Below are 17402 nucleotides of genomic sequence, written 5' to 3' on the forward strand. Positions count from 1 at the left end.
CCCCCCCCCCCCATTGACACCTATATTTGGATGATTTGCTGATCACTTTGTGAAGGAGGTGATAGACTCATAGATTTGCCGTTTTGCATGGTATATGCACTAAAAAACTATGAGAAAGAGGTGGATTTAAGTAATGACACTGCGTAAACAATCAATTTCAAAAGGTAGTATTGTCCTGTTGGCACTTGCCCTGATTCTATCCATGTTTTCCTTCCTGGCCTATGGAGGGCAAAAAGCGGAAGCGGCTTCGGATTACAAAATCATCGGGTATTTTCCATCTTGGGGGGCTTATGGCAGGAACTATAACGTCACGGACATGGATGCCAGCAAAGTAACGCATATCAACTATGCGTTTGCGGATATTTGCTGGAATGGAAGACACGGAAACCCAGACCCTACCGGGCCAAACCCGGTTACGTGGACCTGTCAGGACGAGGTCGGAACGATCAACGTTCCGAACGGCACGATTGTGCTGGGCGATCCCTGGATCGATGTCCAAAAATCATTCCCTGGCGACACATGGGATAAACCGATAAAAGGAAATCTTGGACAGCTTATTAAGCTGAAGCAACAAAATCCGAGCCTGAAGACGATTATTTCCGTCGGCGGCTGGAGCTGGTCGAACCGCTTCTCCGATGTAGCTGCAAGCGCTCAGACCCGCGAGAATTTCGCCAATTCGGCGGTCGATTTCCTGCGCAAATATCAATTTGATGGCGTTGACCTGGACTGGGAATACCCGGTTAGCGGCGGCTTGGCCGGCAATAGCGTCAGCCCCGCGGACAAGCAGAATTTTACGCTGCTGCTGCAAAAAATCCGCGAAAAGCTTGACGCCGCAGGCGCACAAGACGGCAAAACCTACCTGCTGACGATCGCCTCGGGTGCCGGCCCTTCATTTGCGCAAAACACCGAACTCGGCAACATCGCCTCGATTGTTGACTGGATCAACATCATGGGCTACGACTTCAATGGCGGCTGGCAAACGGTCAGCGCGCATAACGCCCCTCTCTATTATGATCCTGCTGCTGCTGCCGCAGGAGTGCCTAATGCTGCTTCATTTAACACAGCAGCTGGTGTTCAAGGCCACTTGGACGCAGGCGTTCCGGCCAGCAAAATCGTACTGGGCATGCCGTTCTATGGCCGCGGCTGGGCCAACTGCGGCTCCAGCGGCAACGGTCAGTACCAAAGCTGCTCAGGAGTGTCGAACGGAACATGGGAAGCCGGCCTCTTCGATTTTAGCGACCTGGAAGCGAACTATATCAACAAGAACGGATATACCCGATATTGGAACGACACGGCCAAGGTGCCGTACCTGTACAACCCCTCAAGCCGTATTTATATTTCGTATGATGATGTCGAATCCTTTGGTCACAAAACCGACTTCATCAAGAGCAAGGGCTTAGGCGGAGCCATGTTCTGGGAGTTCAGCGGCGATCGAAACAAGACGCTTTTGAACAAGCTGGCGAGTGATTTGTCCACCGGTTCGGGAGGCACGGATACTACGCCGCCAACGGTGCCGACGAACCTTCAAGTGACTGGGAAAACATCGTCAAGCATAAGCCTTTCATGGACCGCCTCTACCGATAACGTGGGCGTTACTGGCTATACGGTCAGCTATGGCTCCAACGAGGTGAACGTCTCGGGAACAAGCACTACGATCGGCGGGCTTACACCGAATACGGCTTATACCTTGACGGTGAAAGCACGGGATGCGGCGGGCAATGTATCCGCTCCTAGCAGCCCGCTCTCCGCAACGACGGATCCGGCCTCAAGCGACACAACGCCGCCGACAGCGCCGGAGAATCTTCAAGTGACTGAAAAAACTTCGTCGAGCATTAGCCTATCTTGGATCGCGTCTACCGATAATGTTGGGGTAACAGGCTACACGGTTAGTTATGGCTCGAATGAAGTGAACGTTTCGGAAACGAGCGCTACGATCAGCGGACTTGTCCCAAATACAACGTATACGTTCACCGTGTCAGCCCGTGATGCGGCGGGCAATGTATCGGATAGTGCATCGGTGACGGAGACGACCGAAGCAGGCAGCGGAAGCGCGGATCCTTGGGCGCCCAATGTCAGCTACAAGGTGAACGATCAGGTTACCTACGGAGGCAAAACGTACTATTGCATCCAGCCCCATACATCCCTGCCAGGGTGGGAACCAGCCAACGTCCCTGCATTATGGGGATTGCTGTAGAATAGAAGAAAAGCAGACCAAAGCAGCAGCCAAAGAGGTGATCTCTTGGGCTGCTGCTTTTTTTTATCTATCAAACTATCATTTCAATATTACATAAGAAAGCATTTCCCTTGATTGCCTTCATTGCCTTCATTGCCTTCAGCTGCACGCACGGCCTCGCTTATCTTTGACAGTTCAAAGCGCGACCGCGGCGGCGGCAACAACAGCTTCTTCGCTTGCACTAAGGAGATCAGTTCCCGGAAGGTTCCCTGCCAGCCTTGGACGCTGACCGTCTCATTCCAATGCCGAAGATGGAACATGGTCGCCCTTGCATTCGTTTTGCGCTTTATTTCAGCCCAATCCAAAGGAACCCCCGACAATAGCCCCAACGTTACGAAAATGCCAGTTGCGCGTACGCAGCAAGCCAGCTTCGTGCCAAGCTCTCCCCCGACCATATCGACGGCTGCGTTCGCACCAAGGCCGCCGGTCAGCTCCATTAGGGCTGGCAGCAGAGCAGTATCCCTCGTATTGATCACAGAAGCTGCCCCGAGCTGAAGCAGCTCCTTCGCGTGCCGATCATTCCTCGTCACGGCGATGAGTCGTAAGCCGAAATGCTTGCATAGCTGCGCAAAGATCCGGCCAAGCGATGAGCCGCAAGCGTTGACAACAAGAGTGTCTCCGGGCTTCAGCCCCAATACACTGCGACAAATCACCCAGGCGGTAACCGGGTTAATATATAGCTGTGCCGCGGTATCATCCGCGACGGAATCCGGGAGCGGCACAGCCCATGACGCCGGCGCCTTGACGAATCGCTGCCATGTGCCTTCCCCTCGCAAGGGCAACACGCGCTGCCCGATCAACTCTTCAGCGACGTCATCCCCTACAGCCTCAACGATACCAACGCCTTCATAACCGGGAATGCTAGGCAGCGCAATTCGATGCGAATAAGCTCCCCGAATTGGAATGAGATCGGATGGATTAATAGGTCGTGCCAACATTCGCACAAGCACCTCCCCGCGCTCTGGATCGGCAATGCTCCTATGCTCGACCTTTAGGACATCGCTAGGACTTCCAAATTTGTGAAAAGTGATATATTGGTTATTCACGCTAACGCCCCTGTCCCGCTTTATCCTGCCGCGGTTGTTCACTTCTACGTCATCCGAAATATACTATCATTCATTAAATGTAAATTTATTATGAAATGAGCTGCCAGTACATAAACAGCAATAACACGATCCAGGCCGAGGCAGTAAACAGAGTATAGTGAATACGCCCGGAAATTTTCCAATATCTCTTCCACAAAGCAAATAAAGTGAAAATAATCAAAGCTGCCCCGATTACGATCATAAGCCATGGAAGCACATCCAGCACAGGATTCCACGAAGGTAAAATGCCAAGCGCGGCATTTGGCAGACCGTATACCGGGTCAATTTGGCCGTTCAGGGCGACTCCGACCAGGCTGGCGGCAGTCAGCACGCCGAAACCAATCGCTGCTCCTACTCCCGCATTGGCCCATCTAGGCTGCTGAATACGGGAACGTCTCATCTGGCGATATATCGCTCGAAGCATCCAAAATATAAGGGAAATGATAATAAATAGTAGAGCGGCAATCAAGGTCAGAAATGTAAAGGAACTCGTGCCATACCAAGGAGCTTTTGAATAAGTCATCGGGCCGTCGGACATCAGCATCGTATTCCCCATGGGGTCGGTGCCAAACACGATCGTCTTGAAGGCGCCATAATAATCCTGAGTCCGGTGCTCCCTGAGATTGCGGTAGATGCCGGGTTCTATTTCCACAAAGCGATTGGCTTCTCCTGCATGGTTCACAATCAAATAGCCCTCTTTATCCAACTGCACATGAATGAGACCCATCGTCAAGCTCAGAAATCGCTCCGAGGTCGTAAAGCTGCGGCGGTTCTGCTGGTATTCCCCGACATATTGACGGGAGCGCTCCATCGTACCTTCGGGAGGCGTGAGACTTGGATCATGCGTTGCGGCTGTCGGATAGTATTGATCCATAAAGGCTTGAAAAAGCCCGGTATGCGCAAGGTAACTGCCCCCGCTGAAGGAGACAAATAATCCCACCTCGTGCTCGGGAATTAAATACAGCCCCGTATCAAACAGCATGGTGCTTCCGCCATGAAAAAGCGTTCTCTCCCCGTTGAAGCTGCCCTCTATAAAACCAAATGCAGTCCCGCTCAGCAGCGGATGTTGGGTAAACTGCTGATTCTGCATGGTGCGAATCGTTTCGTCGGCAAGTATCCGCCCTGCCTGACCACGTCCCCCTTGCAGATAGGCCAGCATAAACCGGGACATATCGGAGGCCGAGCTGCTCATGCCGCCAGCGGGCTCCGGCACATATTCAAATCGCCCCTCCTTGTATTCTTCTTGAACAAAGCGATAGGCCCGAGCCATATCGGGCTGCAATTGTGCCGGGAGCGGTTGGCGAAAGCTGCTATGTTTCATCCCCAGCGGGGAAAAAATATGCTGTTCGATATAGTCCGCGAAGGGCTGACCCGATACTCTCTCAACAATGTACCCGGCCAGAGCTGTGCCGTAGTTGGAATAGGCCGCTACCTCTCCTGGTGGGAATGCCCGCTTCGGCATATAGGCCTGCAAATAATCGGCAAGGGGAAGCTTTTGCTGCTCTTCCAGCCTGAAAATAGTGTCTGGATAATCCTCGAATCCGGCGGTATGCGTCATCAGATGAGTTAATGTGATAGGCGCAAGCTGCTCTTGGGATGAGGCATGATGGAGCTGGCCGGGAATTTGAAAATCCAAGTATGTACGGATATCCGCTTCCAGATCCAGCTGCCCCTGTTCCACAAGCTGCATGACGGCGATCCATGTGAATAGCTTCGAGGTTGAACCTATCCGAAAAAGCGTACGCTCTGGATCAACGGGAGTTTGCTCCTGCAAATCCGCATATCCGTAACCTTTGCTGACAACAACGCTTCCATCGGCCACGACGGCTACAGCGGCGTTCGGGATGTTGAATCGTTCCATTTGTATTTTCATTTCTTGATCGATAAAAGCTTCTACATCTGTATCTGCAAAATTTGCCTTACTCTCCTGATCGCCAGCCTGAACAGCCCTGCCGGGAAACAGCACCATGCCAAGCAATAAACTGAATAAAGGAACAAAAGTCCACAGCCTCCGCATATCGAACCTCCCTGAAATCAAAATCCTTGTCGCAAGCGAGCGCCTGCAATCACATCAGCAGCAGCACTGTCCAGCATCGCAATGGCCTGCTCTTCGCTGAAGGAATCGGGAAGCAATCCGTTTGCGATCATGACCGACAGTCCTAATTGGAATATTTTCATTTTTAATAAAATAAGTCTTAATTCCTCGTCTGTGAAGCCGGCTAGATCAGAATCTCCCCTCATCTGCTCGACGAGGAGCGTAGCCATATCTTGATCTGAATCCTTCATGTGATCGTTTCTCTTCATCACCAGATCCCTGAACAGCACACTGTATTCTTTAGCAAACCGCAAGCTGGCTACGCCAATGTCATGAAAGGGATTGCCCGTGTCCTGTTCCCGCAGTATTTCCCTGCTAAGCTCGGAAATTTTACCGATGACGGCCTGAATGAGCTCTTCCACGCTTGTAAAATTGACATAGATTGGAGCAATGGAGCTGCCCAGCCGGTTGGCTACTTTTCTAATGGTGATTTGATCCAGCCCTTCCACCTTGGCAATTTCAAAGGCAGCCTGAATAATTTCTTCTTTGGAAAATTTCGTTTGAGGCGGCATGGCCTGCTCACTCTCCTTTCGCCACCATGTATAACACACGATACATATCACTTGATATATTAAACGCAGATGATGGTAAACGTCAATATTTTCCTTTAAAAAAACGATAATCTTCTTAATAGGGAGTATAATACTGGAAGTTGAGACAATTTGATGAATTACAGCTAACAGTTGTCGACATACCACCGGGTTTATGCTATCGTAAAATAACTAGGCATTTCGCTCCGCCGGAGCGAGATGCCTTCATGTATATACGCATCTATTAACATTTAATGTAACCAAGGCGGTGATGTCATGGTGCTCTTTATATCCCCCGAGCAGGGGGCGAAATCAATGTTCACTGACGGATAGAGATTTTGGGAGCACAAATATTATTGTTGAAATATAAGGAGTGTTTTGTGATGAGAGCATGTTTTGTAGCGGAACAAAGATCACCATTGAATAAGTCGGGTCTTAAGCGTCTACGCAATGAAGGGCGTCTTCCAGGCGTAGTTATGGGATTGAACAAGGAAAGTGATATGATTCATATTTCATCGCTTGAGTTTCAACGCTGGGTTAGAGGCGGGGGATCGGGACTATTGGAGGTTCAAGTAGGAGACTCTAAGAAAGTCCCTGTACTGCTCGAAGGATTACAGCGGGATGCGGTCACACGTGAGTATATTCATGTAGACTTCCTGCGCGTCAGAACAGATGAACTTGTTCGTACGAGAATAACGCTTGATTACGTTGGTACCCCTAAAGGTACGAAGCTGGGCGGCATTGTACAAACGCAGAGCACATTCATCGAGGTCGAAGCATTGCCTCAAAATTTACCATCATCCATCACTGTTGATATTAGTGAACTGGAAATTGGCGATTCACTTCTAGTTGGAAATATTGAGCTTCCTCCTGAAGTAACGTTACTGTCTTCAGATAACGAGCTCCTGGTTTCGGTAGTTACTCCGAGAATTCAAGCGGAAGATCTCGAGACTGAGGAAGAATCAGCGGAAGAATAACATAGATTGGCAAGTGATAACAGCGCGCCCAGCGTTATGCTGAGCGTGCTGTTATTTTATTATAATGTATTAAGAATATTCCCCTTTCAGGATACCGTATATCTCAAGATCAATTACGCCTTTGCCGGACCATAGATGCGCTTGCCGCAGGACGCCTTCCTTTTTGAAGCCGTTCTTGAGCAGCACCTTCTTCGAGGATTCATTGGATGGCATCACATCCGCCTGGATTCGGTTTACGTGAGCGATTTCAAAAAGAAATCTAACTAACCTCTGAACCGCTTGTGTGGCGATCCCTTGTCCCCAATATGACTCTGACAAAAAGTATCCGATAGTTACCATGTTCACCTTCTGATTGAAATCAAAGGCCTCCAAAATACCTACCAATTTGGTGTCATCCTGTCTTCGGAAAATACCCCATTTAACCCGGGTACGCTTCGTAAAATCCCGTTCGAAATGTCCGATCATCGATTTCACCGTCTCTTTATTATGCTTGGGAATAATTCCGCAATATTCGAACACGTTGTCGTTGCTATAAATGGAATATACCTCATCAAGATGACTGAGCTCGATCTTCTTCATGATCAGTTCGCTGGATTCCAGCACCGGAAATGAGTCAAAAATATCGTAAAGCTTCATTGGATCTCCCCTTTTCCAATTAAAGTACCTCCATCCAATTATAATCTTTGGGCAATTGATCGGCAAAAGGTTTTGGTCAAGCTGGGAGTTTTCCTTCGATCGTTAGGGATGAGGAAGAATGGGTATAAAGATAATTAAAGCATCAGCATATTTTATTAAAATGGAGGATACTATGAAACTGACACCCGAGCAGCGAATAGAATTGCATGAATTCAACAATTTGACGAAATCTTTAAGCTTCAATATGTACGACATTTGCTACACCAAAACAAAAGAAGAGCGTCAAGCCTATATTGAATATATCGACGAGCAGTACAATTCCGAAAGGCTCACCCAGATTCTGATGGCCGTTTCCGACATTATCGGGGCTCATGTACTCAATGTGGCGAAACAGGACTATGTTCCGCAGGGAGCGAGCGTAACCGTCCTTGTATCCGAGGGGCCCGTCGTAGAAGTGCCTACGGAATCTTTTGAGGAGTCGCCCGGTCCTTTGCCGGACAACGTAGTATTGCAGCTCGACAAAAGCCATATTACCGTCCACACATATCCTGAATATCATCCGAATGAAGGAATCAGCACGTTTCGGGCGGATATCGATGTCTCGACTTGCGGCGAGATTTCCCCCCTCAAGGCGCTCAATTACTTAATCCACTCCTTTGACACGGACATCATGACAATCGATTATCGGGTTCGCGGGTTCACACGGGACATTAACGGGCAAAAGCTGTTTATTGACCACGAGATCAGCTCCATCCAAAATTATATCCCCGATGAGGTCATCGATGCGTACCATATGATTGACGTAAACGTATATCAAGAGCATATTTTCCATACAAAATGCAAGCTAAAAAAGTTTGATTTGAACAATTATCTGTTCGGCTACACGAAGGACAAATTGAGCAAAGAGGAGCAAGCTGAAATCACCGATCGGCTCAAAACCGAAATGGATGAGATTTTCTATGGCAGAAATATCTCATCCTAGTGGCTAATTAGGGCTAGTCAATTACTGTCATTGCTGATCAATTCGCTGGCGTTCCCTATCCTACTCATTAAGTGCTGTCTGTAGTGCCGCCAAATTTTGGCGCATGATGGCGATATAGTCCATATTATTGTTCAAGTCTTCCTCCGTCACCCCTTCGAGAGTGTGAAGCACAGCAGCCTTGGCGCCGATTTCTTTCGAGATCGTTTCAGCTACTTTGGAGGATACCAGAGTCTCAAAGAAAATAGTCTTCACCTTATTTTCACGTGCAAATTTGACGATCTCCGCCATTTTTGCCGCTGACGGTTCCAGATCCGGCGACAGCCCTGCGATCGGCACCTGTCTAAGTCCGTATTCTCTCGCCAAGTACCCGAATGCTGCATGCTGCGTAATAAAATCCTTGCGTTTAGCCGTAGTCAATGTGTCTCTGAATTCCTGATCCAATGCCTCCAGCTTGGCGACATATGCATCCGCATGCTGATTAAACTGTTCTATATGCTCTGGGGCGGCCTGGGAAAGGCCAGCTTCAATATTGCGGACTTCCTTAATCGCCAAAGCCGGAGAGAGCCATACATGCGGATCCAGCCCGCCATGGCTGTGATTATGGCCGTCGCTGTCCTCTGCATGCGCATGATTGTGTCCTTGACCATGGGCGTGATCCTGCGTATGATCGTGTTCGTGACCATCGCCGTCCCCTGCATGCTCATGCGCATGATTGTGTCCTTGACCATCGGCGTGATCATGCGTATGATCGTGTTCGTGACCATCGCCGTCCCCTGCATGCTCATGCGCATGATTGTGTCCTTGACCATCGGCGTGATCATGCGTATGATCGTGTGCCTCACCTTCAGCATGCCCATGCTCTCCGTCATCATGGTGATCATGTGCTTCCATTTCTTCAATGATATCGAGTCCATGACTGGCTTCGATTGTGATGAGCTTGTCACTACTGACAGCAGATAGAACCTGCTCAACCCAGCCCTCCATGCCAGCGCCATTATAGATGAATACATCGGCATCCTCCAATTTTGCAATATCCCGCGGCGCAGGCTCCCAATCATGCGGCTCAACGCCACTCGGGACGAGCATTTCCACCTCAGCCAAATCTCCGGCAACCTGTCTCGTAAATTCATACATGGGATAGAAGCTTACCTGAATGTTCAGTTTGTTCTCCGAACCGGAGGTACGAACGCCCGACGATACAGCTTCCGATTTTTCAGCACCGTTAGAACCGGAATTCCCCTTTGCCCCGCAAGCCGATATCACCATCATAATGGCAAGCAGCAATGAGGCGGCAGCGATTCCTTTACTCCCTATCCTTTTCCTTGTATTCCTTGCTCTGCTTCCTGATTTATTCACAGACTCCACTCTCCTTCAATATTTTCAATCTTATTTAGATTTGGCCCGCCATCTCCTTAACTTTTGCGCAAGCATGGCTGATAATAGCAAAAACAACAGCATTAGCGAGATCGTTCCGCCCGGCGGAATACTAACGTAATAAGAAATAGTCAAGCCGCTGAAAATCCCCACCCATCCGACCAAGACCGAAACCAGCAAAGCCATCGCGAACCCGCTGGCTACTCGGAGCGCGAGAGAGGCTGGCAGAACCATAAGCGCCGATACGAGCAGAACGCCGACGATCGGCATCGCCGCCGCTACCGTCATCCCCGTTAACACGGCAAATGAAAAGGATAACCATTTTACTTGCAAACCGCCGATTTGCGCCGTTTCTTCATCGAAGGTCATATTATAGAGCGATCTTCGCAACACAAAAAAATAGGCTACGCCGGCTAATGTTACTCCGCCGATCCACCACAATCCCGTATTATTCACCGCTACGATCGACCCGAACAAATAGGAGCTGAAGCTTTTGCTTAAATTGCTCTGCAGACTCATAAGAACAATGGCAAGGGCAAGTCCAGAGGTCATAACAATCGCTACAGGCACTTCGCTGTATGTTCGATAAGCCCGTCTTAGTCCATCCACAAGTACTCCGCCTAACACAGCGGCAGCGATACCCGTAATGACTGGATGTAGCCCAAGAATGGAACCAAGTGCTACTCCCGCCAAAGAAACATGCGACAGCGTATCTGCCATCAGCGCCTGACGCCTGAGCATCAAATAGACGCCTAGAACGGGAGCGATTATTCCAAGGAAAGCTCCGGCCCAAAACGCACGCTGCATGAATTCGTACTCAAACATTGCCATCCCTCGCTCTCCTGCTGTTCCAGCGAAATAATGCGATCCAAATATTGGCCTGACTCCTCTAGTCCATGCGTAACCATAATCACTGTCATCCCGTGTTCGGATACATAGTGGCGCATAAGGTGGTAGAAGCCCATTCTTGCCTGTTGATCCATTCCCGCCGTAGGCTCATCCAGAATAAGCACGTTAGGCTGTCCCGCCAAAGCTCTGGCGATACATATTCGCTGCTTTTGCCCTCCCGAAAGCTCCCCGACTTTACTCTGCCGGTACTCCCACATGCCCACCCGCTTTAAGCTCTGCTCGACGATATCGTGCTGCTCCGCCGTAAATCGCTTGAACAGCCCTAGCCGAGAATAGCAGCCCGACCTGACCAATTCCAGCACCCGGCTGGGAAAGCCGCTATTGAAAGAAGCCACGTTCTGCGGTACATAGCCGATATTCAAGCTTTGACCCTCTAACGCTTCGGCATAGATTCGCACTGTCCCGCTCCACGGCTTAAGCAAGCCGAGCAGCAGTTTCAGCATCGTTGTCTTAGCAGCTCCATTAGGCCCGGTAATTCCGACAAACTCTCCTTTGTAAATATCCAGAGAAATACCGCTCAGCACAGGGGTATCCCCGTAGCCGAACACGACATTTCGCATGGAAGATAAAATCATTCTATCCCCTTCTTTATACGTAATAATTACGATTAATAAAAACAACACTACGACCATGCAATTTTCCTATCTGGCTTCGCAATAAAACGTATTTTTCGATCTCTACCTAGTCCATGCTGGCGGCCAGGTATTCCTCCTCATTGATCCAAGGAAGCGGGTTATGAAAGACAGCCCAATCCAAGTTCATCTCTTCTTCCGTCAAAAGACAACGATCCAGCCATTTCTCTACTTTCGGACGGTTCATATCAATGCCAATAAAGACAATTTCGTTGAGCCGATCCCCCCATACTTCATCCCATCGCCGTAAAATCTCCGGCTCGCTGCGAAAGACCTCCTGCTGCTCCTCCTCGGAAAAGGAAGCCAGCCACCGCCCGGCAGGCCCAAACTGAATCGATGATCCAGCCTGACTTAAGCTCGCCGCCAAATCCGCCTTTGCCGCGATCCAGACTAATCCTTTTGCCCGTACGACCTCCTCAGGCCAATCGCCCATAAACCCAGCCAGCCGCTCAGGATGGAATGGCCTAGCTCTACGATATACGAAGGAGCTGATGCCATATTCTTCGGTTTCAGGGGTATGGCTTTCTTGCTGCAGCTCCTTAATCCAGCCGGCGGATGTGCTCACCCGTTCGAAATCAAACATACCCGTATTCAATATTTCTTTAGGATCAATGCTGCCATTCTGCGTTCTAATGATTTTGGCGGTCGGCTGCAGCTTCCGCAATACGCCCTCCAGCTCATCCAGTTCCTCGTTTAAGACTAAGTCGCATTTATTCAACAGCAGTACATTACAGGTCTCGATTTGGTCGATTAACAGATCTACGACATCTCGCGTATCCCCTTCCCCGCTGGCCTCGCCCCGCTCCAGCAGCGTCTCTCCACAAGAGAAATCATGCCAGAAACGATATGCATCCACGACGGTCACCAGGCAATCAAGCCTAGCCAGGCTGCGAAGATCTATTCCTGTCTCCGTATCCTCATAGGTGAATGTCTGAGCAATCGGAATCGGCTCACTTATGCCGGTAGATTCGATAAGTATGTAATCAAATCTCCCCTCCTTCACCAGCTTCTGCACCTCCTGCAACAAATCATCGCGCAAAGTACAGCAAATGCATCCATTAGACATCTCCACCAGCTTCTCTTCCGTGCGCGATAAATTAGCTCCTGCGCCCACTAGCCCTGCATCGATGTTAATTTCGCTCATATCGTTGACAATAACGGCAACCTTCAGCCCCTGGCGATTGTTCAGCACGTGGTTTAACACCGTAGTTTTCCCGGAACCCAAGTACCCGCAGAGTACAGTAACCGGTATTTGTTGATCCGTCATTCCTTATCTCCCTTCGTTCATCAATATGATCCAGCACGATTAATCGTAATTATTACGATTAGCAAACCCTAATATAATACCCTGGCTGCCATTTGTCAATCGAGCACGCCCATTAAATATCATGAAATTATGTTCTGAACCCCGATTTTCATTAATAGTAATTATTATGATTAAGCTAAACCTATGAAATATTAAGGAGATTGCTATGAACCAAATGAACCCATCGCGGTGGCTTCCATTTCTGCTTCCCGCCGCCTTTGTAGCGGCCTGCCTCATCGTTATCGTTCCCCCTCTGCTGGCCTCGGTTTCGATGGACTTTAATTACATACAATTGTTCAAGACAAACTTTATCGGCATTTTGCTGGAGGCACTCCCTTTCGTGCTCATCGGGGCACTGCTCTCCTCACTTGTGCATCATTATATTTCTGAAGATACGTTAAGCAAATGGATTCCGAAAAATCCTGTCTTCGGCATTTTATTCGCTTGTACGTTGGGCTTAATATTTCCTGTATGTGAGTGTGGAATGATCCCGCTAATTCGCAAGCTTATTCAAAAAGGAATGCCCGTATATATCGCAGCCGTGTTTATCCTAGCAGGCCCTATCGTCAATCCTGTCGTATATGGCGCTACTTATATGGCCTTCCGCCTCCATCCTGAAATGGTATATGCCAGAATGGGACTAGCATTTCTTGTCGCCGCCGTGATCGGCTGGATGATCTATGCCACTTGGAAAGGTAGCCCGCTTAGAGCTAAGTCCCTTCCCAATTCTTCTATTCAGCACCGTAATCACCTGCATGCTTCCCAGCACAATCACCGCCAAAACTATCAACACACGCATTCTCTTGATCACACGCGCCTTGACCATCATCACAAGCACAAGACTGGGCATTTCGAGCAAAGGAGGCGGGTGACCTCCATATTCGTGCACGCGGCTGACGAAGTATTCGATATGGGAAAATATTTGATCATGGGCTGTCTCATTACTGCCGCTATTCAATCCTTCATTCCAAGGGAAAGCCTGATCGCTATCGGCGGCGGTCCAGTCAGTTCCTATGTTTTCATGATGGGATTCGCGTTTTTATTGTCTCTATGCTCGACCTCTGACGCTTTTGTAGCCTCCGCGTTTACACATACGTTTTCTTCTGGCTCCCTGTTAGCCTTTCTCGTGTTCGGCCCAATGCTGGATCTCAAAAACGTCCTCATGCTCTTATCCGTCTTCCGCGTCAAATTCGTGCTTTATTTCGCTTTTCTCATCTGCACCGTCGTATTTATCGGCTCGGTAGTCGTGGGCAAGCTTTATTTAAGTTAATGTCCATTACTTAAACGAAGGAGGTTTACAGAAATGAAGGAGACCCCAAGAGCACAGCGGCGGCAGCAGCTAGCAAAAAGCTTTATTCTGCTCGCCTTTGCCTTGTTTATCGCCCATCTAGCCAAGAATGGTGCACTTCATTATTACATCGCTCCAAAAATGGAGCCTTGGATACGCTATAGCGCCATTCCATTAGCCATTATGTCCTTGTGCCTCGCCTGCCAGGCACTACTTAACAGGGACAGCACTGCTTGCGGCTGTGAACACCATTCGCCTAGTTCGAAATTGAAAAATACCGCCGTCTACGCACTCTTCCTTTTTCCACTCCTGCTTGGCATATTTTTACCAGATCACGCCATGGGAAGCATGGCTGCTGACAAAAAGGGCATGCTGCTCACCTCTCCCCTCTTGAACTCGGAGCATCTTAATGACGTATTCATATCTCCGGACAAGTACAATACGGAATTCGCTGAGCTGGCCAAGAAATTATATTCTGCCGAGGTCATTGAAATTAAACCGGAAATTTATTCTGAAACGATAGGCGCTATCGAGCTATTTAAGGACAAATTCAAGGGAAAAACCGTTAAACTGAGCGGCTTCGTTTATAACGATCCCAGCCTAGACCAAAAGGAGTTTATTGTTGGAAGATTTCTTGTACAATGCTGCACGGCGGATGCCTATCCTTTTGGCGTCGTCGTCCATTCCGCTCAGCCTTCCCTCCGGTTCGAACGGGATGCCTGGATTGAAGTGCAAGGAATACTGCAGACAATCATCCGTGACGGCAGGGAAATTATCGCGGTCTCGGCGGAGGAATTACGCGAGATTCCTCGTCCTGACACTCCCTACGTATATCCGAATGATCATCCGCTCGAAGCTTGGGATTCAGACATAAATTAACGAGCTTCACTGTATCAGCGTACGTAAGCATCTACCTCCTCCTCGTCCAGCTCTGTCGTTCCGTCGTTTATGATTTCTACGAAAATTCGGTTAGGCACACATACAATCGTCTCGTTAGGTCTGGAAACAAACCCCATGGCCATCGATATTTTCTTAGGACAATCCGCGTAAACCATTTGAATCCCATCATTATATTTTCTAAGAATGTTATGTCCCAATGCCGTTTTAATCTCAATTTCCTCTTCTTCTCCGCTTAGAGGAATGGTTCGGTAAAGCTCGCCGTCGACCGTAATAACCGCACTCAATTCATGTGGGTTGTACGTCCGGTTCTGCTCAAGAACATGGCGAGCCCCCAGCCAAATGAAACCAACCGCGAACAGCAGTACGATCAATCCAATATCGCCTCGTTTCAACTTAAGCATGCCTGTCTTCTCCCTCATCCTTTTAGTATAATTTAGAATTCAAATTCTATATTCGAGCACCATTCAGTAATCTGTAATAATTACGATTTATCATAAATAAATATTAAAAATTCCCCCTCCGGTTTGTCAATCTCTTTTGATACAGCTATCTACTAACGTACTGACCCTCTGCAACTAAAAAAAGCTGCTGCACCATTACGCAATGCGTAGTGATACAGCAGCTTCTCATACAAAACTGCGAATGCCGAGTTCTCCCGACAGCTTGTCCTTTTATCTCAACTATAAACAATTATTACACCCGTGCTCGCTTCGTATAGTTGTAGTTACCTTTACCCGAGCACGACACGGTCGTCGGATAGCTTATGACCGCTGATTCTCTCGAATTCGCCAATCAGCTCTTCCATCGTCAGCGTCTTCTTCCTTGCTTCATTGACATCGAGAATGATACGGCCTTTATCCATCATGATGAGACGATTGCCGAGACGTATGGCCTGCTCCATGTTATGCGTCACCATCAGCGTCGTCAGCTTCATCTCCTCCACGATGCTCTGCGTAAGCTTCGTCACGAGTTCGGCACGAGCGGGGTCTAGCGCGGCGGTGTGCTCATCCAGCAGCAAAATTCGCGGCTGGGTGAAGGTTGCCATCAGCAGGCTAAGCGCCTGGCGTTCTCCTCCAGACAGCGTACCGACCCTGGCCCGCAGCCTATTCTCCAGCCCGATGCCGAGGCGGCTAAGATGATTGCGGAACATGTCGCGTTTGGAGGAATTGATGCCAAGGCCCAATCCTCTTCTTTTGCCCCGCGAATACGCCATCGCCAAATTTTCCTCGATCGTCATATTCGGCGCCGTTCCCGCCATGGGGTCCTGAAAGACACGGCCGATCCAGCGGCTCCTCTGGTGCTCAATCAAATGGCTGACTTCGCTGCCCGCAATGCGGACTTCGCCAACGTCAGGTTTAAGCACGCCGGAGATCATATTCATCAAAGTGGACTTCCCTGCGCCATTGCTGCCGACTACGGTAACGAAGTCGCCTGGATGCAAATGCAGGCTGACATTAGCGAGCGCAATCTTCTCATCCGGCGAACCGGGATGAAACAGCTTGGATACATTTGATAGCTGCAGCATTAACGCCCACCTCCGAAACCTACATTTTCACCAAGCGATTCCGCAACTTCTCTTGAACGTCTCCGACCAAGCGACCGCTGCTTCGATGCGCGGCGCACGGATGGAAGCACCAATGCAACGATGACGATCACTGCGGTAATCAGCTTCAAGTCCGATGACTCGAACCAAGGGATGCGCAGAGCCAAAGCGACGACCACACGGTATACGATCGAACCAATAATTGCAGCCAGCGTAGCAAAGAATACGGTTCTCGCCCCAAGAATCGCTTCCCCGATAATGACGGAGGCAAGGCCGATGACGATCATGCCAATCCCTGACGTGATGTCGGCAAAGCCGGACTGCTGGGCAATCAGTGCACCCGACAATGCGACAAGGCCATTCGACAAACTTAGGCCAAGGATAATTGTGTTATCGGTATGCGCGCCAAAGCTGCGAATCATTTGCTTATTGTCGCCAGTTGCCCGTAGGGCCAGCCCGAGATCCGTTTTGAAGAACAAATCCAGCAGCAGCTTGATCGCAATAACAACGAACGGCATCAGCAGCAGCGGGGAGATGGAGCTGAAGATCGTTCTTTCGCCAAGCAGCGCAATGTTCGGCTTGCCCAAAATCCGCATATTAATCGAGTACAACGCGATCATCATCAATATCCCGGACAACAACCCGTTGATGCGGCCTTTCGTATGAAGCAATCCGGTAAGCATACCGGCGATAATCCCGCCAAAGCAAGCAACCAGGGTAGCCGTTACCGGATCTGCTCCCTTGGTTATCATAACCGCAGCGATCGCGCCGCCTGTCGTAAAGCTACCATCCACCGTTAGATCCGGAAAATCCAAAATCCGAAAGGTAATATATACTCCAAGCGCCATCAACGCATAGAGTAGGCCGGATTCAAGAGCTCCGATTAACGAGTTTACCATGATGAGTACCTCC

General features: G+C 49.3%; 16 protein-coding genes. 5 read left to right on the forward strand and 11 right to left on the reverse strand.

Translation table 11 applies throughout. The features are described from left to right. Positions 1-133: 133 nt before the first annotated feature. Positions 134-2194 carry a glycosyl hydrolase family 18 protein gene (locus tag CZ379_RS22530; RefSeq protein WP_110933666.1) on the forward strand — a complete coding sequence of 687 codons (2061 nt, stop codon included), beginning with the start codon at positions 134-136 and terminating at the stop codon, positions 2192-2194. 89 nt (positions 2195-2283) lie between these two features. On the opposite strand, the gene CZ379_RS22535 is transcribed toward CZ379_RS22530, so the two are convergent. The 3 genes from CZ379_RS22535 to CZ379_RS22545 all read right to left on the reverse strand — a co-directional run bounded on the left by CZ379_RS22535 (position 2284) and on the right by CZ379_RS22545 (position 5925). Further along, positions 2284-3279, reverse strand: a complete 996-nt coding sequence (locus CZ379_RS22535; protein ID WP_110933667.1) for a zinc-dependent alcohol dehydrogenase family protein — start codon at positions 3277-3279, stop codon at positions 2284-2286. A gap of 88 nt (positions 3280-3367) precedes the next feature. Beyond that, positions 3368-5335 (reverse strand): serine hydrolase domain-containing protein, encoded by a 1968-nt coding sequence (locus tag CZ379_RS22540; protein WP_110933668.1) that lies wholly within the window; start codon positions 5333-5335, stop codon positions 3368-3370. A 17-nt stretch (positions 5336-5352) separates the two neighbouring features. Beyond that, positions 5353-5925 (reverse strand): TetR/AcrR family transcriptional regulator, encoded by a 573-nt coding sequence (locus tag CZ379_RS22545; protein WP_110933669.1) that lies wholly within the window; start codon positions 5923-5925, stop codon positions 5353-5355. Between the two features lie 401 nt (positions 5926-6326). Here CZ379_RS22545 and CZ379_RS22550 point away from each other — a divergent pair, with 401 nt between their 5' ends. Continuing rightward, positions 6327-6920, forward strand: a complete 594-nt coding sequence (locus CZ379_RS22550) for a 50S ribosomal protein L25 (RefSeq protein WP_110933670.1) — start codon at positions 6327-6329, stop codon at positions 6918-6920. A 69-nt stretch (positions 6921-6989) separates the two neighbouring features. On the opposite strand, the gene CZ379_RS22555 is transcribed toward CZ379_RS22550, so the two are convergent. Then, positions 6990-7556 carry a GNAT family N-acetyltransferase gene (locus tag CZ379_RS22555; RefSeq protein WP_110933671.1) on the reverse strand — a complete coding sequence of 189 codons (567 nt, stop codon included), beginning with the start codon at positions 7554-7556 and terminating at the stop codon, positions 6990-6992. A gap of 172 nt (positions 7557-7728) precedes the next feature. Between CZ379_RS22555 and speD the strand changes: the two genes are divergently transcribed. After that, on the forward strand, positions 7729-8538 hold the full coding sequence (speD, locus tag CZ379_RS22560; protein ID WP_110934515.1) for an adenosylmethionine decarboxylase: 810 nt from the start codon (positions 7729-7731) through the stop codon (positions 8536-8538). Positions 8539-8598: 60 nt separating this feature from the next. On the opposite strand, the gene CZ379_RS22565 is transcribed toward speD, so the two are convergent. The 4 genes from CZ379_RS22565 to CZ379_RS22580 form a co-directional block, all read right to left on the reverse strand. Then, positions 8599-9894 carry a metal ABC transporter solute-binding protein, Zn/Mn family gene (locus CZ379_RS22565; protein WP_234404981.1) on the reverse strand — a complete coding sequence of 432 codons (1296 nt, stop codon included), beginning with the start codon at positions 9892-9894 and terminating at the stop codon, positions 8599-8601. 30 nt (positions 9895-9924) lie between these two features. Then, entirely contained in the window at positions 9925-10743 is an 819-nt protein-coding gene (locus CZ379_RS22570; RefSeq protein ID WP_110933672.1) for a metal ABC transporter permease, read from the reverse strand. Next, positions 10680-11396, reverse strand: coding sequence for a metal ABC transporter ATP-binding protein (locus CZ379_RS22575; protein ID WP_110934517.1), 717 nt, complete (start codon positions 11394-11396; stop codon positions 10680-10682). Before CZ379_RS22575 ends, CZ379_RS22570 begins: the two co-directional genes overlap by 64 nt. Before the next feature lie 106 nt (positions 11397-11502). Continuing rightward, positions 11503-12720 carry a GTP-binding protein gene (locus CZ379_RS22580; protein WP_110933673.1) on the reverse strand — a complete coding sequence of 406 codons (1218 nt, stop codon included), beginning with the start codon at positions 12718-12720 and terminating at the stop codon, positions 11503-11505. Positions 12721-12925: 205 nt separating this feature from the next. Between CZ379_RS22580 and CZ379_RS22585 the strand changes: the two genes are divergently transcribed. Continuing rightward, entirely contained in the window at positions 12926-14029 is a 1104-nt protein-coding gene (locus CZ379_RS22585; RefSeq protein WP_110933674.1) for a permease, read from the forward strand. A 33-nt stretch (positions 14030-14062) separates the two neighbouring features. After that, positions 14063-14926 carry a TIGR03943 family putative permease subunit gene (locus CZ379_RS22590; protein WP_110933675.1) on the forward strand — a complete coding sequence of 288 codons (864 nt, stop codon included), beginning with the start codon at positions 14063-14065 and terminating at the stop codon, positions 14924-14926. Between the two features lie 14 nt (positions 14927-14940). Here the strand turns inward: CZ379_RS22590 and CZ379_RS22595 are convergent, their stop codons facing one another. The 3 genes from CZ379_RS22595 to CZ379_RS22605 all read right to left on the reverse strand — a co-directional run bounded on the left by CZ379_RS22595 (position 14941) and on the right by CZ379_RS22605 (position 17389). Continuing rightward, positions 14941-15348 (reverse strand): NusG domain II-containing protein, encoded by a 408-nt coding sequence (locus tag CZ379_RS22595; protein WP_110933676.1) that lies wholly within the window; start codon positions 15346-15348, stop codon positions 14941-14943. A gap of 329 nt (positions 15349-15677) precedes the next feature. Next, positions 15678-16472, reverse strand: coding sequence for an ABC transporter ATP-binding protein (locus tag CZ379_RS22600; RefSeq protein WP_110933677.1), 795 nt, complete (start codon positions 16470-16472; stop codon positions 15678-15680). Next, a complete protein-coding gene (locus CZ379_RS22605) occupies positions 16472-17389 on the reverse strand; it encodes an ABC transporter permease (protein WP_110933678.1) in 918 nt (305 codons plus the stop codon). Before CZ379_RS22605 ends, CZ379_RS22600 begins: the two co-directional genes overlap by 1 nt. Positions 17390-17402: the final 13 nt, after the last annotated feature.

This window comes from Paenibacillus bouchesdurhonensis, from assembly GCF_900155685.1.
GTDB lineage: Bacteria > Bacillota > Bacilli > Paenibacillales > Paenibacillaceae > Fontibacillus > Fontibacillus bouchesdurhonensis.